This window comes from Thermosipho melanesiensis BI429 (genome assembly GCF_000016905.1).
Lineage (GTDB): Bacteria > Thermotogota > Thermotogae > Thermotogales > Fervidobacteriaceae > Thermosipho > Thermosipho melanesiensis.
The window spans coordinates 932,961-957,101 of sequence record NC_009616.1; the positions used below are offsets into that span (position 1 = coordinate 932,961).

Below are 24,141 nucleotides of genomic sequence, written 5' to 3' on the forward strand. Positions count from 1 at the left end.
ATTAAATCATGAAAAAGTTGTTTTTGGTATTTTTGTTATTTTCTGCTATTTATTTTTCTGAAACATATAGTGTTGTTTTCCCTACTGAAAATTGGAGTCAGCAATATCCGGAAAAAGCATGGGGTGCTATATATATAAAGAACATATCTACAAGGGTTGAGGAAGGAAAAATAGTAGCGGTTAACGTTTACAAAATAAATGACATTAGTGCATCACCTGGTTATGGACCATTTTCGCAAGTATCTCAAACATTTTCTGTGGATTATAACAACGATGGTTATGCGGATATTATCTCTTTAACTTACGATGGTTGGGTAGTTATAAAAGAGAACAAAATGAAGGAGACGGGTGATTTAAGTTTGGAAAATGTGAGGTCTTATGAATTACCAGTAAGAAATGGCGATGGTTCTATGATTGTTGATGACTTTGATAACGATGGGAAATTAGATTTGTTTGCCTTTAATAGTTGGCAATACGCACAATTTGTTGATGATGTTTTAAACCAAGGACAGGCAAGTGATAAAAAAATCAAGAAAGATAATAAATTTGTCACAAAATGGACAGTTTCTGCTATGGCGAGTTATGATTACAACGGAGATGGGTATAAGGATATATTTTATGTAGATTATAAAGGTAGGTTTTGGGTTTGGATTAATGATCCAACAAAAGGGGTTGAAAGGTTTTTCAACAAAAATAACATAGTTAAACTGTTTGAAGATAAAGATTTGGCATCGAATGGAGGCGGCGGTGTTTTAGATTTAGGAGATTTAAATAACGATGGAATTGTTGATTTAATAGCCGGACACACAGATAAGAAGAGTATATTTGTTTATTTTGGGAAAATTGCTAACAATCAGCTTATCTTTGATGTGGATAACAAATTTGTCATAACCACTGAAAACGGTAGTTTAAGTGAATATGTAACAGTTGACCCCTTATATCCAAACTCGAAATCTCCAGAAAATCTTCCTAGCTTTGGACCAACTATTATAAAGATAACAGATGTAGATAGAGATGGTTTTAAGGATGTTTTTGTTGGAACTGATGCATGGCGTCAAGGAAAAAATTTTGGTGGAAGTGTCTATCTATTTAAAGGTGTAAATATTACTTCAGATAATAAACCAAAATTTGTAAGTTTGGAATTAGTTCATGGAAGTTATAGCTTTGAGAATAATCCACCGTATGATTTTGATGCTGGGACAATAGCAGATTTGGATAACGATGGTGTTCCTGATTTTGTTGCGGCAGATGGTAATCATTCAGGAAATTTCTACAAGATAATAACACAAACACAGAAGGAATATGAGTTAGAAAAAGGATACATGGTAAGTGATTATTTGCCAAAGCTTGCTGGAATTTTGCCTAAAGATTTGCCAAACAATTTTGTAAAAAAGATAAAAGTAACGATAAAGTTTGATTTATCTTTAGGAGATGGTTCTTTTGAGATTAGGTATGTGAAAAGTGGTATAAAAGATCCACAATTGATAGATCCAGAAAGCTATCCATTAATGCCAAATGCAAGTGGAACAGTTTTAGATACATTTACTACGGAAATAGAGTTTGATAAACCTGTGCCCGATCCTCAAATAATAATAATTTTAAAGCCTGCAAGTCCGTTTTCTGCACCTCATATAAGTTATTTGAAATACGAAATAGAAACACAACCTTCTCAAGTGATTATAAAGGGTTTTAATTGGCAAAAAGGGGATAAATAATATGAAGAAAGGTTCGCTTTTGGTCGAAGTTCTTATTACACTAACAATAATAGTTTTTGCATTTAGTATAGCTTTTGTACCTTCTTGGAATTTGGTAAAAAAAACCAAAGAAAACTCTCAGCTTATTAAGATGTCTGAAATTTTGTTAAACAAATGCGAAGAATATTCATATCAGAACGTTTCATCTATAATTCCTGGTACTTTTAATGAGTATTATGATGGTGAAAACTATAAAATAGTGATTTCTAAAAATAGTACAAAAACACAGGAAAATTTTAACGTTTACTCAGGTTACGATGAAATAATTTATCCAGTTATAACAATTGTTAGTGTTCGTGTGGAAAAAGATGGAAAATATATTGAAGCACAGGTGGTGCCTCAACAATGGTAAAAACTGGATTTACATTATTGGAGATATTAATTGTACTGGTTATACTTTCGGTTTTATTCGGTATAGGTTATGTAAGTTTTGAAACTGTATACAGAAATATTTCTACCGAATCTAGGCTTTCAGGAATTTCTCAGAATTTGTTCTTTTTTCTTGTTGAGGCAAGAAGAGGAGCAGTATTAAAGGATACAATTTATTGTATAAAGTTTAATGGTGGTAAATTTTATTCTTTTGTTGACGAAGATTTAGATGGAAATTCGGATAATGGAAAAAAATCCGAGATTTCATTGGAAGAATCGATGGAAGTATATGTTAATGGAAATAAAGTGGAAAATTTTGAGATATATACTTACGATGCATTTTTTTTGAAAAAGAGTGGAAATACGTTGATAACGGAGTATTCTAATTTAGAGATTGAGATAAAGTATAAAGACAGAACAAAGGTTATAAAAATAGAAAATTCCTTGCCAAAGATTTTGGAGTGATAGTATGAAAAAAGGTTTTACATTTGTAGAATTACTTGTATCGCTAATAATAATTGGGTTGACGTTTCAAATAGTTGTTTCTGTTGTTTTTAATTCTGTTGAATCATATAAGCTTTCAAGGGTAAATATGCAGAATTTGTATGCGGAAAGTTATGTTACTCTTTTGTACGATATATTGGAAAATGAATTGCGATATGCAGGAAGTGGAGGTGAACTTTTAAAGAATTTATATTTACCTAAATATACAATAGATGACGAAGAAAGCTATATGCCGAAGGGAGGAAAATATACGGAGGTAACAGATGTCCTCTGGTTGGCGGATTCCATTGATATTAACGAAGATAGTACCTCTTTAGTATTATATATTACTTATGTGGTAACTTATAAAAACTTTTTTGTAAGAAATACAGATGGTACTTATTCTCCATTATATAAAGGATATGTGGGAAATTTTGGCTGGACTATTATTAAAAATAAATTATCTTCTTCTGCAGAAGGATATTTTACAAGATTTGCCAAACTAAAGGTTGAAAAAATTTCAGGTCCAGATGAATTTCCTGGAGAAATTGGGCCAGAGGATACATTTAAAATAGATGAGATAAATCTTGCAAATCAATTAAAAACATTGCCTTTATCTGATGAAGATAAGTATATTTATCCTTTGTCAAAAAATAGTATAGATTCTGTGGAGTATGCAACAAGTTTATTTAGGCAAACTAAAGTAGTTTTTGAAAAAGAAATGGGGAAGATATATATTGAAAGATTTTTTCCAGTCTTAGATTTATCTCAAAAACATTACAGACAAGATATTCTTGAAAATGTAAAGGATTTTGAGGTATATGCATTATATTATCCCAATGGTGAGAAAAAATTATCTGAAATAAAAAATATGAGTTTTGATTTAAGTTCCATATATGCGTTGAAATTTGCAGTTACGTGGAGATCCCCTTGGGATGATTTTGAGATAAAAAAGACGAGAATAATTACATTGATACCGAATTTGTGAGGTTGAAGATTATGAAAAAAGGATTTTTAAATATTTCAATTGGAATTATATTGATATTTTTTTCTGTTATTTCTTCTGTTTTGTTGTCTTATCTGTTAAAAGATGCGCTCCATATCCAAGAAAAGGTGTTGGAAACTGTTGATAATACATATACGAAAATAATGTTTATCTCTGGAGCTAATGTTTGGAAAAAATTTTTAACCGATAATGCGGCATTTTGGGATTATATCCAGTCAGAATCAGATTTTCAAAAAAACACAACATTTACTTGGAATGCAAAATTTAAATACAATCTCAACACCTATAGAGAGATTAATTACACATTGCTTTCCACAACTACCGTATACATTTATGTGGATAAATACATTAACGTAATTTTTGGATTGAAAAAAGATGGTAAAGGTATTTTACAAGGTGTATCATTTGATTTTGGTTGGCCTGGTATTTAGATATATTTTTTTAATTTGTTTTTAAGGAGCTCTGGACTTTTTAAATGTATTGTTTTAAATCCCAACCTTTTTCCAGTGGATATATTCTCTATTTTGTCATCTATATAGAGGCTTTCCTCAGGAATTATGTTGTATGTTTTGATAAGTATTTTATATATTTTTTCCTCTGGTTTAATGGAATTTACATAACTTGAAATGACTATTCCGTTAAATAATTCGAAGAATTTGTATTTTTCTTTTACCATCTTAAATGAATTTTTACTAAAATTTGAAAGTACGTAGAGTTTGTATTTCTTTTTAAGTTCGTAGAGTATATTTACATTTTCTTCTATTGGTGTAAGAAGATCAATGACTTTGTTTTTCATATGCTCAATTTCTTCTTTATATTGGGGGAATGTGGATAATTTTTTCTTCCATAACTCTTCTTCATCTATTAAACCTTTGTCCATTAAGTTCCAATCGTTTGTGTTAAAGATATTGTTCATAAAGAATGTTACGGTATCTTTGTCAAACACTTTTTCCATGTATTTTTTGGGGGCCCAATTTATAAGTACTCTTCCTAAATCAAAGATGATATTTCTAACCATTTTATCCCTCCGTATCCTTTTTTTATAAAGTTTATCAACCTTTTGTACGTTTGATTTTTTATTAGTGTATTAGAATTTCCTATTAATATAAGTTTTCTTTTTGCCCTGGTTAATGAAACATTTAATCTTCTTAGGTCGTTTAAGAATCCAAGTTCTCCGTTTTTGTTTGATCTTACAAAAGATATTAAAATTATTTCCTTTTCCCTTCCCTGAAAACCGTCTACTGTGTTGACGTCTATTTTGAGATCAAAACTTCTTATCAGTTCAACTTGATCGTCATATGGAGAAATTACACCAATCCATTCCCTTTTTGCTCCTTCATTTATAAAACTTTCTACAATGTTTTTTATAACATTTGCTTCCAGTTTGTTTATGTATGATGTGGAATCCTTTCTTTGTTCTTCGTAATTTTCTAAGCACGATGTATCGATAAAAATAAGTACATTTTCGTAATTTGTTAAAGGGGTTTTGCCTTTAAAGTTTAGATCTTTTAATGTGATATTTTTTACACCAGAGATTAAAAGGTTGTTGTAAAATTCCTTGTTGGGAAATTCCATGAGTCTTTCATTCATGCGATATTGTATTTTTAATATTTCACTTTTTTGGGGGTATTTTTTTATTAGCATTTCAAATAGTGTTGTAGAAAGTTCTTTTGCCTTTTCGGACAAAATAGTTGGAGGTAGTTGTTTGTGATCTCCCGCAAGAACAAATTTTTTCCCTTTAGATAAAGGAATTAAAACACTTGGAATAGTTGATTGGGTTGCTTCGTCAACTACAACCACATCGAATTCGTAATCCTTTAAAATATCAATATATGCTGATGAATTTGTTGTAAATACGACCATTGAATTATTGATAATATCTTTAGATATCTCTTCTTCTATTTTATAGATATTTTCCTTTATAGTTTCTATTTTTTCGTTTAATTTAATCCATTTTGCCATGTCTTTGATTATTTTTAAAGGTATACCTCTTTGTGATTTGTTGTTTTCTGCAAGTTTTAATATTTGTTTATCAGTTAATCCTCTTTTCCATTTTGGAATTGGTTTTTGAAAACTTTCTCTTTCTTGTATTAATTTTTCGAATGTTTTTTTCAATTTTTCAATTTCTTTGTATTTATTGTGTGTTTGTATTTTATACATAAGAGATGAGCTAAGTAGATGACTTGATATCCTAGAAGGATGTCCTATTCTTACATGTGAAATGCTTTCTGATAACCTTTCGACCAAGTTGTCCACTGCTAAGTTACTATCTGCAGTAACAAGTATTTTTTTCCCTTTTTTTGCTTCTTGAAGTATATATTCTGCAAGCGTTCTTGTTTTTCCAGTTCCAAATGGTCCGTGAATAAGGGAGAAGTCTTCACTTTTTAGAGCTTTTGATATGGCAAGTTTTTGATATTCATTTAGGTTGTTGTCAATAGGGGTAAATTCTTCTGTTCCGTTATCAACAACTTTGGGGTCAGATAAAATGTATTTTAGTATTTTTTTCACATCGTTATTTTCTAAATTATCTATTTGTCGTTTATAGGTTATATCACTTGCGTAAAGATCAATCCTTACATTTTTAAAATCTTTTGGTAAAAGATTTGATAGTGATACTACTATAAATCTTTTTCCCCTTTCTGTAACCACACCTTTTATATCACTTTTTGTTGGATTTCCTTTGCTTATTATTACCTCATCACCTGTTCCTATTTCTGTTTCAATTTGTTTTTTTCTTCCAAATTTTACCAAATACATTCCAAGCTCTTCACCTATTATTTTAGGTGAAAGATCTAGAATGGCTCTTCCTTTGTTCTCTCTTTGTTTTCCTGTTAAATTTTTCATTTCCCATTGCATTCTTTTAATTTCCTCATCTCTTTCAAGCTTTACTAGTTGTATTAATTTTTTTATATATTCTTCCAAAAGTGATCACCTCGGTTAAATTATACCATTAAAAATTCTAAGGTTTTTTTAAGGTTTAATTTGTATAATGAAGGTGAAAGGTGTGAGAAAAACGGAGGTGAAAATATGTATTGGCACTACGGACCTATGTGGAGTAATGGATTTTTTGGTTGGATGGGATGGCTTGGACCAATAATAAGACTTTCAGTATTTTTCTTTGTAGTATTTATAATTTATAAATTGTTTAAAAATTTGATTAATGGTATCCATGAAAAAGAAAATGTAATTCACTATTCCTCAAAAAGTGAAAGTCTCAAAATTTTAAATGAGAGATTAGCCAGAGGAGAAATTAGTGAAGAGGAATATCAAAAAATTAAAAATCTTATACTCAAAAATTAACACAAATATTTAACGGGAGGTGAAAGGTATGAAAAAATTGCTATTTTTATTAGTTTCATTGGTTTTTATAAGTTCTATGTTTGCATTTCCATTTAAAAGTCAAAATAACAAACTTTTAAATTATCAAGGTGCATTGGAAAGATTTGAAAATATTGAAGTGAGCGAACCAGCTACATATGTGGGGGAGATAAAACAAATTTATGTTGAAGTAGGAGGATTCCCTTCGAAATCAAGAATAGTTTTAGAAACGGAAAGTGGAAAGGAAGAATTTTATATTGGACCAATGTGGAAATTTTTTGATTTTAAACCTGGAATGAAAGTTGAATTTCAAGCAGTAGAAATAAAACTTGATGAAAAGACTACATTTAATCTTGTATACAAGATCACAAGTGAAGGAATAACAGTTGAAATTCCGTACAAAAAGATCATTGGAGAAAGATTGAAATATTTAAAAAGTGGTATATATCAAAAAAAGTTATACCAAAACCAAAGATTTCAAAGAATTCCTATGTATCAATATGGCCCCAGGATGCCATTCTATGAAATGCAATATGGTTATGGTTATTCCCAAATGATGAATCCACATCAATTACCTCAATACCCCAATTTCCTTCAAAGAGGTTGGAAATAAATCAAAAAGAGCGCTCGTAAAGAGCGCTCTAATTTTTTTACTTTAAGTATTTGTTAAACCATTCAGTAATTTCTTTCAGCCTTCTTATTCTATGCTTTGGCTTACCACTTCTTGAAAGTTCATGATTTTCTCCTTTAAATAAAACAAGTCGTGATTCAACTCCAAAATATTTTAACGATGTAAACATCTGAATTCCTTCAGCAAGCCAACATCTGTAATCTTCTTCAGAATGAATGAAAAGTGTTGGAGTTTTAATTTTATCGGCATATTTCATTGGAGAATGCCACCAAAGTTTTTCGTAATTATTCCATGGATTTGATGCGTGTTGGTCTTCTACAAAGAAATATCCTATATCAGTTGTTGCAAACTTTGAAATCCAATTTGATATGCTTCTTTGAGATGCTGCTGCTTTAAATCTATCAGTATGACCAATTATCCAATTTGTCATAAACCCCCCATAAGAACCGCCTGTAACCCCAAGTTTTTCTTTATCGATAAACGGGGACCTTTTTAATGCTTCATCAACAAATTTCATTAAATCTTCATAGTCAACTGTTCCATATTTCCCCCTAATATCGGCAAATTCATTCCCTCTCCCATCACTACCTCGTGGATTTGTAAACATTACTACATATCCTTCATTTGCCCAAACTTGCATTTCATGGAAAAATACCTCTCCATATACAGTTTTTGGTCCTCCATGAATGTCTAGTATTGCTGGATATTTTTTGGATTCATCAAAATCTACAGGCCTTATTATCCACCCTTCGAGTTTTACACCATCACCTGATAAGAAAGTGAATCGTTCTGGTTTTGAAATTTTTCTTTCTTTCACAACCCATTCGTTGAAAGTAGTAATTTGTGTTTCTGTATCTTTTAATTCATATATTTCTTGAAGTTTGTAATCCTTAAAACCAACAAAGTAAATTTTTCCATTTTTTGCGTCAAAACCATCTATTGAACCACCTTTTTTTGTTAATTTTTCTATTTTGCCTTCTTTATTTATCCTGTTAAGATATGAACTATTCCATTCAGTTGTAATAAAATAAAAGTAATTTTCGTCGGTTACTGCATTTTTATTTGAACCATATCTACAATCAGTTCCTACACTATTTCGTAAACTTAAATCAAAATCAGGGGTAAGTAAGGTTACATGCTTTGTTTTTGGCTCTAAAAGATAAAATTTTGGATTTTCAGTAATTCCATATTTTTTCATATTACTGCCAGCAAAAATTATTGAATCATCTAAAAAATATGCATATGTATATCTAAATGAAGTTTCGTGTGTTAATTTTTCAAGTGTATTACTGTTTACATCATACAAGAACAAATCTGCACCTATTTTCATTTTGTTTTTATATCTATTTGATATAAATAAAATTTTCTTTTTGTCATTTTTAATATCAAATTGAATTACGTTGGTAAATTCATCTGTAAGTGGTATAAATGTATTTTCCTTTAAATTATACAGATAAAGTCTTGTTCTTTTTTTGTTTGTAAAGCCGGCGCCATTTTGCCAGAAAGGGATTTCATCAATTATTTCATAATCTTTCTCTTCTTTTATCTTTTTTAATGCTTGTTGTTTTTCTTTTTCATCAGGTTTTGTAAAATCTGGAATGTTTTTATCGGATGATACAAGTAAAACAAATGTTTGATCATTTAATTTTTCTATTTTTCTTACAATGTAAGGTACTTCAAAATATTTCTCAGCTTCTCCACCGTTTATGCTAATTTTGTAAAATATTGTAAATGTTTCCCCTTTTTCCTTTCTTTTTTTTTCTTTTTCATCTCTGATTGATGGAAAAAGGATTGTTTCGTTATCAAGCCATATAAAATTACTTTCTCGGCCAAAAGTTGTAAGTTGAAATAAATTTTTACTTTCTGTGTTATAAACCCAAATATTTGAAATGTAATTGTTTTCTTCTTCATTCATTTTATGAACGACGAATCCAAGAAACTTACCATCGGGTGAAAAAGAAAGACTTGAAATAAACTTAAATTTTAATAAATCTCTGATTTCAAGTTTTTTCATGCGCTATCCCTCCTAATTTATCTGCGTTTGTTTTACAACATGATTTTATCATAAAAAAACAAATGATTTGCAAAACTAACTAAATAATTCTGAAATTTCCTAATGTCAAATACTTCAAGATTGTAAAAGAAATGAAGTGATGATACTAAAGAGCAAGTTGAAGTTTGGTAATAGCAAAAAAGTTGAAATAAGTTAAAGCGTTAAAGTTTTTTTCGTAATTAATCAAAAAATAAAGCATAAATATGTATACTTAAATAAAACAATGTTTAATGTTTTTTTTTTTACTTTATTATTTTTACCTAAAGTTAATTGAATTTATACAAGATAGAAAAAAAATAAAACGCATGATAACATTAGTATGGAGATTTTTAAAAATAAAGGAGGTTAAAGATATGAGAATAGTTTGTTGGGGATTAGGTGCAATGGGTAGCGGTATTGCAAAAAATGTTGTTGAAAGCGGTTTTATGAAACTTGTGGGAGCAATTGATTTAACCCATACGGGTAAGGATGTAGGAGAGGTTTTGGGAATGGAAAAATTAGGAATAGAGATTTCTAACGATAAAAAAATCATTGAAGAAACAAATCCTGATTTAGTTGTGATTGCTACATCTTCATTTGTTAAAGATGTTTTACCACAGATAGAATATGCGGTAAAAAGTCACTGTAATGTAATTACTATTGCAGAAGAAATGGCTTTTCCCTTTGATTCACACCCAGAAGAGTCATTATACATGGATAGTCTTGCAAAAAGATATGGTGTTTCTATATTAGGAACAGGGGTAAATCCGGGATTTGTTTTAGATACTCTAATACTTTCTTTAACTGGTGTATGTAACAAGGTTGATAAAATTGTTGCAAGAAGAATAAATGATTTGTCTCCTTTTGGAAAGACAGTTATGGAGACACAAGGTGTAGGGACAACACCTGAAGAATTTGAAGATGGATTAAAGACGGGAAAAATAGTTGGACATATTGGATTTCCTCAAAGTATAATGATGATTGCAAGGGCATTGGGATGGAATGTGGACAAAATAGAAGAAGAGAGAAAACCGATAATTTCAAATGTTCACAGAGAAACACCAGTTGTAAAAGTAGAACCTGGAATGGTAGCTGGATGCAATCATTCCGCAAAAGCGTACATTGGAGATGAAGTGGTTATTGAAATGCAACATCCTCAGCAGATACATCCGCATCTTGAAGGTGTTGAAACAGGTGATTATATAGAGATTTACGGAGATCCAGATATAAAACTTGCGATAAAACCTGAAATTCCTGGGGGAAAAGCAACTATTGCCATTGCAACGAATATGATTCCAATAGTTATTGGTGCAACACCAGGATTAAAAACCATGGCTGATTTACCCGTTCCAAGGTCTATCCTTTCAATAAAATGAGGTGATAATATGGAAGCAAAAAAAGGTGATTGGGTTCAAATTCAGAAAACACTTTTAAAATCTAAAGAAAGGACAGCGCAATTACCTGAGGATACAAAAAAAGTGCCACTTGAAATGAGGGTGAAGGGGTTTTTGATAAATGATGTTGCAAAATTGGGAGATGAGGTTGAAGTAGAGACTCTTACTGGAAGAAAAGTTACAGGCACACTCGTTTCCATTAACCCAAAGTATGAACATGACTTTGGTGAGCCTATTCCGGAACTTATTACCGTAGGTCTTGAGTTAAGAAGAATTTTAGAAGGTGATAACGATGCATGATCTTTCATACAATGCAGTAATGTCAAGAAAAAATGAAATAATGAAAAAGGCCGTTGGAATAGATTATGAAAAATTCTTGATTTCGGATTTAGTATTTGATTATGAAAAAATGATGGAAGAGGTTGGGTATTCTCTGAAAAAGGTTAGAGAGATTCAAAATGAAACAGGTGTAGGGAATACTCCTCTTGTGGAATTGAGACAGATTAATAGGTTAATTAAGAAAATTGCTCCCAAAGGGAAAGGTGCAAGGATATTTATAAAGGATGAGGCGACAAATCCTTCGGGGAGTTATAAAGACAGACGTGCTTCGGTAAGTGTGTATCATGCAGAAAAAAACGGATATGAAGGAGTTATTGCGGCTACCAGCGGAAATTATGGAGCAGCTGTCGCGTCTCAAGCGGCAAAACGTGGTTTAAAGTGTATTATTGCTCAAGAATGTTATGATAGTAAATGGATTGGGCAACCTGAGATACTGGAAAAAGCTCGCTCATGTGAGGCGTATGGAGCAGAAGTTGTTCAACTTACAGTGGGACCCGAACTTTTTTATTATACTTTAGTTCTTTTAGAAGAAACGGGATTTTTTAACGCCTCTCTTTATACACCATATGCAATAGCGGGTGTTGAAACGTTGGGATATGAAATTGCCCAGCAGACTAGAGATATGGTGGGAAAATATCCCGATGTAGTTGTTATTACACACGCTGGTGGAGGAATTTTAACGGGAACGGCAAGGGGGTTAAAGAAAGCAGGGGCTCTTGATACTAAGATAATTGCAGCAAGCGTAAATTTAAAAGGGCTACACATGGCAAGTGATAATGATTTTAACAAAAAATACTTTACAACAGGGCATACAGGTTTTGGTCTTCCGTTTGCAACTTTTCCAGATAGATCTGATGTTCCGAAAAATGCCGCAAGAGCTTTGCGATATATGGATAGGTATCTTTTGGTAACGCAAGGTGAGGTGTTTTATATTACAGAAATGCTCGCACAACTTGAAGGTATGCAAAGAGGACCTGCAGGTAATACATCTCTTGCTGCTGCATTTGCATTGGCGCTTGAAATGGATGAAGACAAAGTAATAGTTGTAAATGAAACAGAATATACAGGTGCGGGAAAGCTTCCTTCTGCACAATTGACGTTTGCAAAGAAAATGGGGATGGAAATCAAAAGAGGAGATCCAATAAAAGAAGATCTTCCGGGAAAGAGGATAGTTATTCCTGAACATCCATCTCAGATAGGATATATTGAGCTTAATATGGATGATGTGAGAAAAAGTTATGTGAAAGAAGCAATTAAAAGGTACAATAAAAAAAGGTTTAGTGACGAAGAGATAAAATTTATGGCGGAAGATACGAAAACAACTCCTGAAAAGATAAAAAAATTTATAAAAGAATTACTTGGAGGTGAATAAATTGAACCCCAGAAAGGACGATTTTAAAGAAAGAAGTAAGCATCTTCAGAAAATGAGTGATGAGGAGCTAAACGAATATTTTTGGCATCTTGTAGAAAGGGTTGTAGATCCTTTAATAGAATTGGCAAGAACACATACTTCTCCTTCAGTTGAAAGATCAGTATTACTTAGAATGGGATTTAATAGTTTAGAATCCTCTAAACTTGTTGATTTGATATTTCAAAGAGGCTTGTTGGGAAAAGGAGCAGGTCATATTGTTTGGAGAATAGCAAAGGAGAAAAATTTGGATATTATTGAAGCAGGGAGAGCGTTAATAGAAGGAAGATATTGGGAAGATGTAGATAGAATTTTCAAAGGGGTGGGAAACAATGCTTGATCCCAAGAAACCAATAGATATAGATGAAATTTTAAAAGATTTGGATAAATATAGGCCAAAGAGAAAAGGTTGGACTTGGCGAAAAAGATTGCCGGAAGAAACAAAAATAGGTGATTACAAATATTATCAAGTAAGTGAAGATTTGAAGAATTCCATACCACTTCCAGCGGCCCATTATTTCGGTGGCATAGATCCACAACCAGAGGTTGTTATAACTTCTGAAATAGCATCTGGGAGATTTGAAGATGATATAAGAAGGATGAGAATGGCAGCATGGCATGGTGCAGATCACATAATGGTTATAAGAACTTTGGGGCAATCACATTACGATGGGCTAATTGAGGGTACACCTGAGGGAATAGGTGGTATACCAATTACCAGAAAACAACTCCGTGCAACAAGAAAGGCTTTGGATTTAATAGAAGAAGAAGTAGGAAGGCCAATAAATTTTCATAGTTATGTTTCTGGAGTTGCAGGTCCTGAAATTGCAGTTTTGTTTGCAGAAGAAGGGGTAAATGGTGCACACCAAGACCCACAATACAATGTTTTGTATAGAGGTATCAATCCAATACGTTCATTTGTCGATGCCGCTGTTGCGAAAAAGATTATGGCATCTGTAAATATGTTACAGATAGATGGGGCTCATAACGCCAATGCATCTGCAAAGTTAGCATGGACGGTAATGCCAGAACTTTTGGTACAACACGGTATTAATTGTATGTATTCATTAAAAGCAGGAATGAAGAAAGAGTATATAGCACTTTCCACAGTTCCACCAGTTGTTGCACCAATGCCTGAATTTAGATATAACCTACCGTATGCAGTTGCTTTGAGAGAATTGTTCGATGGATTTAGATTTAGGGCACAAATGAATACAAGATATATCGAGTCAGATTTATTCGATGCTACAAGAATACACGTTCTCAACACGTTGATTTCACGACTAACATCTGCAGATTTGCAATCGACAATTACTCCTGACGAAGGAAGAAATGTACCATGGCATGTAAATTCCATACGTGGTGTTGAAACTGCAAAACACACATTAGTTGCACTAGATGGAATGAAAAGATATGTGAAGATAGACGAAAAAGAAATTGGGTTAAAAGTAAGAGAATTGAAAATGAGAGCAATTTTAATGCTTGAAGAAATATTAGATATAGGTGGTTATTTTGAGGCGTTGGAAGCGGGAATGTTTGTTGATAATGGTTATTATCCCGAGAGAATAGGTGATGGAATTGCAAGGAAAAAGAATGGTGAAATAGCAGCGGGAACAGTTGTTCCTAGAGATGAAGATTACATGGCACCAGTGTGTGAGCATTTTGGATATAATAATTTGCCTGAGGGAATTGAAAAACCTTGCGATTTGATAGGAGGCTGTACATTACACAATCCAGATAAAATACAGTTTATAGACGAATTGGATGAAAGTGATAACGTAAATATTAGGCTGGAAAAGATAAGAGATATGAGAAAAAGAAATGTTATAAAACCAGAAGTAGAATGGTTCTCGGATGGATGGATCCAAATGGATATGACGTTTGCGCTCCCAGAAGAGTTGGCTGAGGCAGCCGCAATAGCTTTATGTCAAAAGTTAGGTCTTGAAGAGCCTACGGTAATTCACAAAACAATACTTCATCCATCGGAAGGAACGTATATAGAAGTTAAAGCAAAGGTACCTTTTGAAATAGAGATAGACAAATTAGAACTTCCAAAGAAACCTGAAACATTACCCGAAGAGGAAATATTTGAGTTTATCCAAAAAAATCCGATACACGTAGTTGCAGGAACAGTAGGGAATGATGAACATTCAGTTGGATTAAGAGAAGTATTGGATATAAAACATGGTGGTATTGAAAAGTATGGGATAAAATACACATACCTTGGAACAAGTGTTCCACCTGAAAAACTTATTGATGCAGCTATTGAAACAGGTGCAAAGGTAATTCTTGCATCTATGATAATTACACACAATGATGTTCATATTCAGAATATGAAAAAATTGCATGAACTTGCAATTGAAAAAGGAATAAGAGATAAGGTATTGATTATAGCAGGTGGTACTCAAATTAATAATGACCTTGCTGTTGAAAATGGTATGGATGCAGGGTTTGGACGTGGAACTAAAGGAATTCATGTTGCCTCGTTTATAGTCAAAAAATTAAAAGAAAAAAAATAAAAAGTCTCGGCTAGTCCGAGACTTTTTATTTATGTCTGTTTTGTTGTATAATAATCTTGAGGTGATAGTTTATGATAGTAGATACACATGCACATCTTCATATGAAACATTTTAATAAAGATAGAGAAGAAGTAATTAAAAAATTTAAAGATGATGGAATTTTGTTTGTTGTTAACGTTGCTACTAACCTAAAAGATAGTGTGTCTTGTATAGAGCTTGCAAGAAAGTATAATAAAATATATGCAACTGTTGGAGTTCATCCCCACGATAGTAAAGATGTACCAAAAAAATATTTAGAGAAGTTAAATAATCTCGCACAAAATTTCAAAGTAGTTGCAATTGGTGAAATAGGTTTAGATTATTATAGAAACATTTCACCAGTGGAAGTTCAACAAAAGGTGTTTACAGAACAATTGATACTTGCCAAAGAATTAGATTTACCTGTAATTGTGCATATAAGAGATGCTTATGAAGATGCATATAATATTATTGAGATGATTGGCCATTTTAAGGGAGTTATTCACGCATTTAGTGGTGATAAAGAATATGCGTTAAAGTTTGTGAAATTGGGCTTTATGCTTGGAATAGGGGGTCCTGTTACATATAAAAAGAACGAAAATCTCAGAAATGTGGTCAGATTAGTAGGAGAGGAAAATATAGTAACGGAAACTGATTGCCCATACCTTCCGCCACAACCATTTAGAGGTAAGAGAAATGAGCCTTCATATGTAAAATACGTAGTGGAAGAGATAAATAGGATTTTAGATAATGATGTAGCGGAAACATTAGTGAAAAATGCGGCAGAACTATTTGAGGTGAAATTGTGATCTATGCAATGTATGGTGTATTGGAAGACATCGAAAATGGAAAATTGTATTTAAATGTGAATGAAATTGTATATGAGATAGTAGTTGGCGATACAGGTTATTTCGAAGATTTTTTGAATGAAAAAATAAAAGTATTTACAAAGATGATTGTAAATGACGATGAAATAAGTTTATACGGTTTTTCAGATGTTTTGAAACTAAAGTTATTTGAGAAACTTATTTTGGTTAACAAACTAGGCCCAAAGAGTGCTCTAAAAATAATTACTTCAAGTGATGTTTCATATATTGTAAGTGCTATTGTAAATGAAGATGTTAAAACATTATCTACACTTCCAGGAATAGGTCCAAAAACAGCAGAAAGGATTATATTAGAACTAAAAGATTCTATGAAAGAATTTGATGTAACTTTAACGGAAAAGGATAAAAAGATTTTAGAGGCAATAGAAGCATTAGTTACGCTGGGATTTAGCAGAAATCAATCGAAAAAAGCTGTCACTCAAATTTTAAAAAAGGATGACAGTTTAGATGATATAATTAAAAAGGCTTTGAAATTTTTAAGCAGGTGATATTATGAAAGTTTCGACTATATCTAATCCTATTTTGGGTTACAAATTGGATCCTGGAGAACCGGGCCTTTCGCATAGTGCACCTGCAAGCAGAAGTGTTTTAAGGGTATTAAACCAAGAATTAAGTAATTACTATGCGTTTAAGAGAAAAGCGGAAAAAGAAGGTGGGTTTATAATTTCTGGGGGTATATATTTGGACCTCAGAAAAAGAGGGTCATTTTTAGCTGCTGTTGCCGGAAAAACCAAGGTTTGGATGTATATTCCTGGAAAGAAGGAAAATAGTAAAGGACAACCTGTTGATACAAGGCATATAAGTGATAAAATTAGAGAAATTGAGATGAAGATGAAGGTTGAAACAGATCCTGTGAAAAAGGAAGAATTAAAAAGGCAAATATTATTACTTGAAATAGCCAAGAATGCATTAATGTTTGGAATGGCTATTCCAAAATATCTGTTGGGTATATTGTTCGATAATATAGCGTAAAAGGGGGATTTTTATGAAACTTTCAAAAATAATCGGTGCAATTGATGCAGAAGCCGTTTTTTTTAAAGATGATTGTGAAATAGTTCACGCATATACTGGGGATTTATTGAGCATGGTTATGAAAAATGCAAAAAGCGGATCGATCTGGATTACGGTTCAAAATCATTTGAATATAATAGCTGTTGCTGCAATGTCAGGAATAAAAGCAATTGTTTTGTGTGAGGATATGAATTTTTCAAATGATGTTATTGAAAAAGCAAAGGAAGAAGGAATATGTCTTTTAAAAGCAAAGGATGATGCGTACACAGTTTCAGGGAAAATTTACACTCTGGGGATAAGATGAAGGCAGACCTTCACATACATTCTTCGTTATCTCCGTGTGCTGAAATTACAATGGTTCCTGGGGAAGTATTTAATAGATCTCCAGATGTTATAGCAATTTGTGATCATAACAGTGGAGGTAACGTACGGGCTTTTAAAAATCTCTTTGAGAGAAAAGGGAAACTTGTTATTCCAGGTATAGAAATTCAAACAGTTGAAGATATACACATTTTAGGCTATTTTCTAAGTATTAGTAATTTGGAAAGACTTTCCCTAATTTTAAAGGATTACCTTCCAAAAATTTTTTACGATCCAGAAAAATTTGGATATCAAATATACGTGGATGAGAATGATAATTTCTTAAAGATGGAAAAATCCGCGCTTGGTTTTCCCACCGAGCTTTCCCTTGAAGAGGTTGTTGATATAATTCAAAAGTATGGAGGATTACCGGTATATGCACATATTGGAAGAAAATTTGGTGTGTTATATCAATTGGGTATCTTTCCCAATTTACCAGTAAAGATTTGCGAAGTTACAAACAAAGAAGAGCTAAACACCGCAAGAAAAAATGGATATATAGCTCTTTCTTCATCTGATGCACATTTTTTGGAGCAAATAGGTGTAAGATATAGTATAATTGATGTGGAAAAGAAAGATGTAAATAGTGTTTTAGGGGCAATTATTAGTGGGAGGGTAAAGACGATTTGGGACTTCTAACAATTGCAGATCATGTGCAGGATATTACGGAAAACTCCATAAAAGCAGGAGCAAAAAATGTTATTTTAGAGATTTACGAAACAGACAAGGAGTTTACCTTTGTTGTAAGAGATGATGGACCTGGTATTAAGGATTTAAATGAGGTCTTCGATCCTTTTTATACATCTAGGGATAAAAAGATAAGAAGATTTGGTTTAGGATTACCATTTTTAAAACAAGCTGTAGAGATGACAGGAGGAAGTGTTGATATAAAAACTAAGTTAGGAGAAGGAACAACTGTGAAGGCAACATTTATTAAGGAACATATAGATTGCCAGCCTGTGGGAGATTTAATTACTGTTTTTTTGTCACTTTTAATGAACGAAAATGTAAATTTAAAAATCAAAAGATGCAGGGGAAAAGATTGCTATGAAATTTCTTCGCAAGTTGTAAAGGAATATTTAGGTGATTTAAATTCTCCAGGTAAGATTAAGATTTTAAAGGAAATGATATTAGAATTAGAAGGTAAGGAGGCATAGATATGAAAAAGTATTTTGTCTTGTTTTTTTTGGGGATATTTTTGTTATCATTTGGTGCAATTTTAGAAAAAGTAACTATTAATGGGTTAAATCTTTTAAAAGAAAATGATTTGGAATTTGCATATGCAAGTTATTTAGGAAAGGACATTAACGATTATGCAATAGCCGATATTATTAGAAATTTAAAAGGAACAGGTTATTTTTCAAGTGTTGAGTGGTCAAAGATTGAAAGTGAAAAGGGAATTGAGCTTGTAATAGATGTTTTGGAAAACAAAAAGGTTGAAAAAGTAAATCTAGAGATAAATGGTGTAGAGTTGGTTTCCAAAGATACACTTAATGCATCAATAACATTGTTGGAAGGTAAACCATTTAGCTTCATGAAATTTAGAGAGAGTATACTTAATATTTCTAAAATTTATGAAGATGAAGGATATATAGTTTCCAATGTTTTTTCAAAAAACAAGGATCAGGGATTTATTTATGTTACAGGTACAATTGATGCTACAGAAGTGACGTTTAAAGTTATTGAATACGCACTCTACAGTGTTGAATTTAGTGGTGAAGTAGAAGGATTAGAAGAGATATTGTCAAAAATTAAAAAAGATGCAAATTTGAAAGAGTATAAAGATTATTTAGAAAAAAATTGGTTTTTGAGGCTTTTCGATAATGAAAAATCATATTATCCAAAAATGGCAGATTTACAAAGAATTTTTCAAGAATTTGGAAAATATGTTTATTTTTCACCATATTCCAATATCCAAATATTAGATGTAAATGGTGAAAAACCATCGAAAAAGTTAAGTATTGTAATTGTACAAAATAAACTTTTAAAAGATCAAAAGGATCAAAAATTTATTAAAGGTGTTGAAGTTTTGGGCAACACTCTAAACGATTTTTCTGATGTAACACTTTCTGGTACTGTAACAAATTTAGATTTATTAAACACATTGCAAAAGGTAAAAAGTTGGTATGACGAGAAAAATTACATAGTAAGTGTAAAACCGGAAATAAGAGATGAAGAATTTTTAATACATGTAACAGAATATAAATTTGGTGATGTGGAAATTGAAGGTTTGGAACAAACAAAACCTTATACTTTTGATGATTTAATATCTATAAAACCTGGAGGTTATGCAAATAGGGATGAACTTAGAAATACATATGTGGAAATTTACAAAACACAATTTTTTGATGGAATAGATTTTGATATTACCCCAGCTGCAACAGATGTTTTAGATGTAAAGTTAAAACTTGAAGAAAAGGTAAAAAAGTTTAATTTTATAGGTGGTGGGACATGGGGGCCTCCTGGCGAAGGAAAACCTTGGTATGAAGGACTTGCAGGACAACTTCAACTTAAGACAGTTAATCCTTTTGGATTGGGGCAATCAATTGGTTTAAGTCTTTTTTTGGGGGTTTCAAATAAATCGGTAAGTTTTAATTATTCAATAAGAAAACCGTTTGCAATGCCGGTAATTTTTGGTGGAAGTTTAAATTATTCATACATAACAGAGGCATCAACTTTGACGGATGATGCTACTGTGACTAATAACTTTGGATTTGACATTACGTTGTCATCCTTAAAGATAAATAACAATTCGTTTACTTTTGGTTTTGGAATGGATTATAAGATGATATATTTTAATACAGAAGAAGAGTACTTGGGAGGAAATGTATTAGCAGGTTATACGTTCGAAACTCTTGATGATTTGGTAATACCAACTGAGGGTTGGTATTTTGGATTAATTGGACAGAAGTATTTTAAAATTTTAGGCAATGCACCTGTTGCGGATAAATTCCAAGAAGAACTGTCTTTGCATATACCATTTGGTGATTTTACACTTGCGTCAAGATTTTTCGCATCACAACTTTTCCAATATGAAGGTACAAAGATACACAATTATCTATCTGGATTGAATAGTTTGAGAGGTGCTACGTTAGAGGGAAATATGACATTTTTGATGAATAACGATATAAGATATGTTGATAAGAATAGTAATTATCCATTCTATATTGCAGGTTTTGGAGATTTTGCTTTTGTTGGTGATGAATACACATTTGATATGTTAAAATGGTCTGTAGGAGTTGAGTTAGGACTTAATCTCCCGTTCTTAGGTTTAATAAGGGTTGGAGAGGCGTATTATGAAAATAATTGGAATTTCTTCTTTTTAATGGGAAAAACATTCTAAAGGAGGGAATGTTTTTGGAAGTCTTTGTTGAAAAAGTAGAAAAAGAAGGTGATAGATATTATGCTATTAGTTCAAATAGCCCTTTTTATGTGGATTACAAAGGAGGACAGCTAGGTGATAGAGGATATATTGGCAATTCAAGGGTTTTGAGAGTGTTTGAAAAGGATGGAAAAATATATCATGAGATTGATAGGGAGATAGAAGAGGGAAGTTATGAAATAGAGATTGATGAAGAACATAGAAATTTTGTAAAAGCTCACCATACAGCTCAGCATATTTTATCTGCGGCTTTACATGAAATCGCGGAAATAAATACTGTAGGCTTTAGAATGGGGTTTGAATACACCACTGTAGATTTGGATGTTCCGTTTGTGAACGATATGGTGTTAAAGGAAGCGGAGGAACTTTCAAATGATGTTGTAAAAAGGTGTATTAATGTAGAAGAGGTATTGGTTGATAGGGAAGATGTTGGTAGATTTAAATTAAGAAAACCGTTAAGTGAAAAAGTTGAGGGAAAAGTAAGAATTATTAAAATAGGAGAATTTGACTATTCTCCATGTGGGGGCTTTCATGTGAAAAATACCGGAGAAATTGGTGTAATTAAGGTGTTGAAACAAGAAAAGATAAAGGGAAATCTAACAAGACTTTATTTTGTAGCTTCTAGCTTAGCTTTAAAATATTTCTGGAAATATAATAATATTTTAAGAAATATTTCGAAGACCTTAACTAGTTCGATTTCTGAAATTGAAGAGAAGGTTTCAAAGACATTAGATGAGTTAAAAATGTGTGCAACAAAAGTTGATAAATTATCTTCTGAACTTGCAAAGTACAAAGTGAAAGAATTAAAGAAAAAAGGGAATGTGTATTACCTTGAAGGTGAAAGAAATATTTTAAGGTATATACCTAAATATTTTGATAAAGAAGGGGCTTTATTGGTGTTGTATGATGGTAGAAGTTATAATTTTACTTCTACTGGTGGATATAACGTTAAGAAAATTATAGAACAACTGAAAAACATTTACGGTGGAAGTGGTGGAGGAAGCAAAGTTAAAGGAAATTATGTAAGTGATATTGATTTTAATAGGTTGTTGGAGGTGTTAGTATGAAAAGATTTTTAATTGTTCTAGGAGTGGTTATTTCTTTGTTTGGCTTTGCAAATATTTTTCAGTTTTTGCCACAAGATTTTAACTCTTTGATTTATGTTCCAAATTTGTCAGAATTGTATGATGCAGCAAAAAAAACCAATAGTGTGGATATTTTTGTAAATCAAATTGGTTTTGAACAGATGATTTTTGGGGTTTTGGAACAGCAGTTGATGGTCAAAAACTATACGTTAGATGATGTGGATTTATTTAACGAATTGTTGATTGCAGCAACTGTGGATGGGAGTGCTGTTATTGCCATTGGGCCGTCAAAAAATCCTGAAAAGATAAAAGAAATTTTTGAAACATTTTCTGGCCAGCCATTCCCAAGTGATATTATGGTAAAGGATGGTTATTTTATCTTTTCAAACTTACCGTTTGGTGGTAAATTACCTGAAAAAGTTAAACAAAATATCGATAAAGGATATTTAGCAGTAAGTTATATGAACTTGAATGATGATATAAAAATGGAAGGATTTGGTTATGTAAAGCTTGAGGGAAATACCTTGGTATTTCATAATGAGGAAATTCCAATGGATAAAAAAACAAAAGATTTTGTGTTAGATGTGAGTGAACAAAAAGGAAAAGATATACTAGCAGATAAGAATATTGGCGGAGATTTATTTTTGTTTATGAATAGAAAAATACCAGATACTTTGATGAGTATTTTTACTAATATTTCTGATGAATTTTTGAGAGAGTTAAGTGAATTGTTAGATAACTTTAGCGGAACATTTTATCTATCAGCAAATATATCCGATGTTATATTAAATTCTCTTTCTGGAATGGAGCAATCTAGTATTCCATTTTACGGTGTAGTGTATTATAAGGATTTAACATGGGAAGATTTAGAAATAAGTAAATTTGAGAATGTAAATGGGGAAAAATATGGTGTTGAATACACGGAAGAAGGCACACCTGTATTATATGTGAAATTATCCGACGATAAAGCTGTTTTTTATGGAGTAAGACCCGATCAATACGTTCCTGGTGATAGGTGTTTTATAGAACAAAATTACAGTGATGAATATATATTTGGATTATTTTTAAATTTAAGCCCCACTATATTTAACTTTATAGGAATAGATACCGAAGCATATTTAAAGGGGTATACCTACATAAAAGATGAAAAAATTGTATTTGAAGGTATGTTAAAATAATAATTCAAATCCCCCAATTGGGGGATTTTTAATTTTCTTTTAATGTTATAATAGTGATGTAGAATTCGAAAAAGAGGTGTAGTTATGATAGTTAACGAAAACAATTACTATTCAAGACTAGATAAATTTCTTAGAAAACAACTTCAAAATATGCCTTTAAGTGCTATATATAAGATTATAAGAAAAGGAAAGGTTCTAGTTAATGGAAAGAGAGTAAAAGAACCATCTTTTAGATTGGAGATAGGTGATGAAATAGAAATTAAAGAAGAAACTACAAAATATAACAGGGAAAAGAATAATCAAATAATTCCCATAAAGATGGATTTTGAAATTCTGTATGAAGATGAAAATTTGTTGATAATTAATAAACCTGCGGGTATACCTATACATCCGGGAAAAGGAACGCATATAGCCACATTGATTGAAGGATTAATGTACTATGGAAAAGAGCATAACTTTACACCTTACCTTGTTCATAGATTGGATAAGCATACCTCAGGGGTTTTTGTTGTAGCAAAGAACGTTAATACTGCAAGAGAATTAAATGAAATAATTTCTTCCAGAGCAGTTGAAAAGGTATACACTACTTTATGTGTGGGGGAAATGAAAAAAAGTGAAGTAATTAAAATTCCACTTGATGGAAAAAATGCAGTTACAATATATGAAAAGCAAAAACAATTTAAAAGTGGTTTGGGGTATTTTTCTTTACTTAGGGTGCAGATAAAAACAGGAAGAAAACATCAAATAAGAAAACATTTGAGTTTAATAGGTCATCCAGTTATAGGTGATGATCTATATGGAGATAAAAAATTAAACAGAAAGTTTAAGCAAAAATACGCTTTAAAAAGATATTTTTTACACTGCAGTATGATGTTACTTTACTACAATGATAAAGAAATCAGGATCAATGCTCCGCTGCCAAACGATTTAAAAGACGTATTGAAAAATTTGAAAATGGAGGAATAGA

At 31.7% G+C, this 24,141-nt stretch carries 25 protein-coding genes; 22 read left to right on the forward strand and 3 right to left on the reverse strand.

The window, feature by feature from the left end; genetic code table 11:
* The first annotated feature begins 8 nt into the window (after positions 1–8).
* From TMEL_RS04660 to TMEL_RS04680, 5 genes are read left to right on the forward strand one after another with little or no spacing between them, the layout of a single operon-like run.
* Positions 9–1,715, forward strand: coding sequence for an FG-GAP repeat domain-containing protein (locus tag TMEL_RS04660; RefSeq protein ID WP_012057117.1), 1,707 nt, complete (start codon positions 9–11; stop codon positions 1,713–1,715).
* 1 nt (position 1,716) lies between these two features.
* Positions 1,717–2,106, forward strand: a complete 390-nt coding sequence (locus tag TMEL_RS04665) for a type II secretion system protein (protein WP_012057118.1) — start codon at positions 1,717–1,719, stop codon at positions 2,104–2,106.
* Positions 2,100–2,588: a pilus assembly FimT family protein gene (locus tag TMEL_RS04670; protein ID WP_012057119.1), complete on the forward strand. Its 489-nt coding sequence runs from the start codon at positions 2,100–2,102 to the stop codon at positions 2,586–2,588. The genes TMEL_RS04665 and TMEL_RS04670 overlap by 7 nt, the downstream gene beginning before the upstream one ends.
* Positions 2,589–2,592: 4 nt before the next feature.
* Positions 2,593–3,594, forward strand: coding sequence for a type II secretion system protein (locus TMEL_RS04675; protein ID WP_012057120.1), 1,002 nt, complete (start codon positions 2,593–2,595; stop codon positions 3,592–3,594).
* An 11-nt stretch (positions 3,595–3,605) separates the two neighbouring features.
* Positions 3,606–4,043 carry a hypothetical protein gene (locus TMEL_RS04680; RefSeq protein ID WP_012057121.1) on the forward strand — a complete coding sequence of 146 codons (438 nt, stop codon included), beginning with the start codon at positions 3,606–3,608 and terminating at the stop codon, positions 4,041–4,043.
* Here the strand turns inward: TMEL_RS04680 and TMEL_RS04685 are convergent.
* Positions 4,040–4,630, reverse strand: coding sequence for an HAD family hydrolase (locus TMEL_RS04685; protein ID WP_012057122.1), 591 nt, complete (start codon positions 4,628–4,630; stop codon positions 4,040–4,042). The two genes, TMEL_RS04680 and TMEL_RS04685, sit on opposite strands and share 4 nt — an antisense overlap.
* Complete coding sequence (locus TMEL_RS04690; RefSeq protein ID WP_012057123.1) at positions 4,603–6,534, reverse strand: IGHMBP2 family helicase; 1,932 nt, start codon at positions 6,532–6,534, stop codon at positions 4,603–4,605. Before TMEL_RS04690 ends, TMEL_RS04685 begins: the two co-directional genes overlap by 28 nt.
* Positions 6,535–6,639: 105 nt before the next feature.
* Here TMEL_RS04690 and TMEL_RS04695 point away from each other — a divergent pair, with 105 nt between their 5' ends.
* Together TMEL_RS04695 and TMEL_RS04700 are read left to right on the forward strand one after the other, a co-directional pair.
* A complete protein-coding gene (locus tag TMEL_RS04695; protein ID WP_012057124.1) occupies positions 6,640–6,912 on the forward strand; it encodes an SHOCT domain-containing protein in 273 nt (90 codons plus the stop codon).
* A gap of 28 nt (positions 6,913–6,940) precedes the next feature.
* Positions 6,941–7,543, forward strand: a complete 603-nt coding sequence (locus tag TMEL_RS04700) for a hypothetical protein (protein ID WP_012057125.1) — start codon at positions 6,941–6,943, stop codon at positions 7,541–7,543.
* Between the two features lie 37 nt (positions 7,544–7,580).
* On the opposite strand, the gene TMEL_RS04705 is transcribed toward TMEL_RS04700, so the two are convergent.
* Positions 7,581–9,575, reverse strand: coding sequence for a S9 family peptidase (locus tag TMEL_RS04705; protein ID WP_012057126.1), 1,995 nt, complete (start codon positions 9,573–9,575; stop codon positions 7,581–7,583).
* A gap of 344 nt (positions 9,576–9,919) precedes the next feature.
* On the opposite strand from TMEL_RS04705, the gene ord reads away from it, so the two are divergent.
* The 15 genes from ord (at position 9,920) to TMEL_RS04780 (ending at position 24,140) form a co-directional block, all read left to right on the forward strand.
* The gene (gene ord / locus TMEL_RS04710; RefSeq protein WP_012057127.1) at positions 9,920–10,969 is read left to right on the forward strand and encodes a 2,4-diaminopentanoate dehydrogenase; all 1,050 of its coding nucleotides are present in this window, start codon (positions 9,920–9,922) and stop codon (positions 10,967–10,969) included.
* Between the two features lie 9 nt (positions 10,970–10,978).
* Positions 10,979–11,287: a 2-amino-4-oxopentanoate thiolase subunit OrtA gene (gene ortA, locus TMEL_RS04715; protein ID WP_012057128.1), complete on the forward strand. Its 309-nt coding sequence runs from the start codon at positions 10,979–10,981 to the stop codon at positions 11,285–11,287.
* Complete coding sequence (gene ortB, locus TMEL_RS04720) at positions 11,280–12,698, forward strand: 2-amino-4-oxopentanoate thiolase subunit OrtB (RefSeq protein WP_012057129.1); 1,419 nt, start codon at positions 11,280–11,282, stop codon at positions 12,696–12,698. The genes ortA and ortB overlap by 8 nt, the downstream gene beginning before the upstream one ends.
* Positions 12,691–13,074, forward strand: a complete 384-nt coding sequence (locus tag TMEL_RS04725; protein WP_231109771.1) for an ornithine aminomutase subunit alpha — start codon at positions 12,691–12,693, stop codon at positions 13,072–13,074. Before ortB ends, TMEL_RS04725 begins: the two co-directional genes overlap by 8 nt.
* On the forward strand, positions 13,067–15,253 hold the full coding sequence (gene oraE, locus TMEL_RS04730; protein ID WP_012057131.1) for a D-ornithine 4,5-aminomutase subunit OraE: 2,187 nt from the start codon (positions 13,067–13,069) through the stop codon (positions 15,251–15,253). Before TMEL_RS04725 ends, oraE begins: the two co-directional genes overlap by 8 nt.
* Positions 15,254–15,324: 71 nt before the next feature.
* Complete coding sequence (locus tag TMEL_RS04735) at positions 15,325–16,080, forward strand: TatD family hydrolase (RefSeq protein ID WP_012057132.1); 756 nt, start codon at positions 15,325–15,327, stop codon at positions 16,078–16,080.
* Positions 16,077–16,646 (forward strand): Holliday junction branch migration protein RuvA, encoded by a 570-nt coding sequence (gene ruvA, locus TMEL_RS04740; protein WP_012057133.1) that lies wholly within the window; start codon positions 16,077–16,079, stop codon positions 16,644–16,646. The genes TMEL_RS04735 and ruvA overlap by 4 nt, the downstream gene beginning before the upstream one ends.
* Before the next feature lie 4 nt (positions 16,647–16,650).
* The gene (locus tag TMEL_RS04745) at positions 16,651–17,130 is read left to right on the forward strand and encodes a hypothetical protein (RefSeq protein WP_012057134.1); all 480 of its coding nucleotides are present in this window, start codon (positions 16,651–16,653) and stop codon (positions 17,128–17,130) included.
* A gap of 13 nt (positions 17,131–17,143) precedes the next feature.
* Positions 17,144–17,473 carry a DRTGG domain-containing protein gene (locus TMEL_RS04750; protein WP_012057135.1) on the forward strand — a complete coding sequence of 110 codons (330 nt, stop codon included), beginning with the start codon at positions 17,144–17,146 and terminating at the stop codon, positions 17,471–17,473.
* Positions 17,470–18,168, forward strand: coding sequence for a PHP-associated domain-containing protein (locus TMEL_RS04755; protein ID WP_012057136.1), 699 nt, complete (start codon positions 17,470–17,472; stop codon positions 18,166–18,168). The genes TMEL_RS04750 and TMEL_RS04755 overlap by 4 nt, the downstream gene beginning before the upstream one ends.
* The gene (locus TMEL_RS04760; protein WP_012057137.1) at positions 18,156–18,686 is read left to right on the forward strand and encodes an ATP-binding protein; all 531 of its coding nucleotides are present in this window, start codon (positions 18,156–18,158) and stop codon (positions 18,684–18,686) included. The genes TMEL_RS04755 and TMEL_RS04760 overlap by 13 nt, the downstream gene beginning before the upstream one ends.
* Before the next feature lie 2 nt (positions 18,687–18,688).
* A complete protein-coding gene (locus TMEL_RS04765; protein ID WP_012057138.1) occupies positions 18,689–20,872 on the forward strand; it encodes a POTRA domain-containing protein in 2,184 nt (727 codons plus the stop codon).
* Between the two features lie 8 nt (positions 20,873–20,880).
* The gene (locus tag TMEL_RS04770; protein WP_041426199.1) at positions 20,881–21,978 is read left to right on the forward strand and encodes an alanyl-tRNA editing protein; all 1,098 of its coding nucleotides are present in this window, start codon (positions 20,881–20,883) and stop codon (positions 21,976–21,978) included.
* Entirely contained in the window at positions 21,975–23,174 is a 1,200-nt protein-coding gene (locus TMEL_RS04775) for a hypothetical protein (protein ID WP_012057140.1), read from the forward strand. The genes TMEL_RS04770 and TMEL_RS04775 overlap by 4 nt, the downstream gene beginning before the upstream one ends.
* Before the next feature lie 84 nt (positions 23,175–23,258).
* Positions 23,259–24,140 carry an RluA family pseudouridine synthase gene (locus TMEL_RS04780; RefSeq protein WP_012057141.1) on the forward strand — a complete coding sequence of 294 codons (882 nt, stop codon included), beginning with the start codon at positions 23,259–23,261 and terminating at the stop codon, positions 24,138–24,140.
* Position 24,141: the final 1 nt, after the last annotated feature.

What these genes read in the sequence shown, in the direction of transcription:
- TMEL_RS04660 (WP_012057117.1), top strand. Translation starts at nt 9, where the DNA reads ATGAAAAAGTTGTTTTTGGTATTTTTGTTATTTTCTGCTATTTATTTT.
- TMEL_RS04665 (WP_012057118.1), top strand. Translation starts at nt 1,717, where the DNA reads ATGAAGAAAGGTTCGCTTTTGGTCGAAGTTCTTATTACACTAACAATA.
- TMEL_RS04670 (WP_012057119.1), top strand. Translation starts at nt 2,100, where the DNA reads ATGGTAAAAACTGGATTTACATTATTGGAGATATTAATTGTACTGGTT.
- TMEL_RS04675 (WP_012057120.1), top strand. Translation starts at nt 2,593, where the DNA reads ATGAAAAAAGGTTTTACATTTGTAGAATTACTTGTATCGCTAATAATA.
- TMEL_RS04680 (WP_012057121.1), top strand. Translation starts at nt 3,606, where the DNA reads ATGAAAAAAGGATTTTTAAATATTTCAATTGGAATTATATTGATATTT.
- TMEL_RS04685 (WP_012057122.1), bottom strand. Translation starts at nt 4,630, where the DNA reads ATGGTTAGAAATATCATCTTTGATTTAGGAAGAGTACTTATAAATTGG.
- TMEL_RS04695 (WP_012057124.1), top strand. Translation starts at nt 6,640, where the DNA reads ATGTATTGGCACTACGGACCTATGTGGAGTAATGGATTTTTTGGTTGG.
- TMEL_RS04700 (WP_012057125.1), top strand. Translation starts at nt 6,941, where the DNA reads ATGAAAAAATTGCTATTTTTATTAGTTTCATTGGTTTTTATAAGTTCT.
- TMEL_RS04705 (WP_012057126.1), bottom strand. Translation starts at nt 9,575, where the DNA reads ATGAAAAAACTTGAAATCAGAGATTTATTAAAATTTAAGTTTATTTCA.
- ord (WP_012057127.1), top strand. Translation starts at nt 9,920, where the DNA reads ATGATAACATTAGTATGGAGATTTTTAAAAATAAAGGAGGTTAAAGAT.
- ortA (WP_012057128.1), top strand. Translation starts at nt 10,979, where the DNA reads ATGGAAGCAAAAAAAGGTGATTGGGTTCAAATTCAGAAAACACTTTTA.
- ortB (WP_012057129.1), top strand. Translation starts at nt 11,280, where the DNA reads ATGCATGATCTTTCATACAATGCAGTAATGTCAAGAAAAAATGAAATA.
- oraE (WP_012057131.1), top strand. Translation starts at nt 13,067, where the DNA reads ATGCTTGATCCCAAGAAACCAATAGATATAGATGAAATTTTAAAAGAT.
- TMEL_RS04735 (WP_012057132.1), top strand. Translation starts at nt 15,325, where the DNA reads ATGATAGTAGATACACATGCACATCTTCATATGAAACATTTTAATAAA.
- TMEL_RS04745 (WP_012057134.1), top strand. Translation starts at nt 16,651, where the DNA reads ATGAAAGTTTCGACTATATCTAATCCTATTTTGGGTTACAAATTGGAT.
- TMEL_RS04750 (WP_012057135.1), top strand. Translation starts at nt 17,144, where the DNA reads ATGAAACTTTCAAAAATAATCGGTGCAATTGATGCAGAAGCCGTTTTT.
- TMEL_RS04755 (WP_012057136.1), top strand. Translation starts at nt 17,470, where the DNA reads ATGAAGGCAGACCTTCACATACATTCTTCGTTATCTCCGTGTGCTGAA.
- TMEL_RS04765 (WP_012057138.1), top strand. Translation starts at nt 18,689, where the DNA reads ATGAAAAAGTATTTTGTCTTGTTTTTTTTGGGGATATTTTTGTTATCA.
- TMEL_RS04770 (WP_041426199.1), top strand. Translation starts at nt 20,881, where the DNA reads ATGTTTTTGGAAGTCTTTGTTGAAAAAGTAGAAAAAGAAGGTGATAGA.
- TMEL_RS04775 (WP_012057140.1), top strand. Translation starts at nt 21,975, where the DNA reads ATGAAAAGATTTTTAATTGTTCTAGGAGTGGTTATTTCTTTGTTTGGC.
- TMEL_RS04780 (WP_012057141.1), top strand. Translation starts at nt 23,259, where the DNA reads ATGATAGTTAACGAAAACAATTACTATTCAAGACTAGATAAATTTCTT.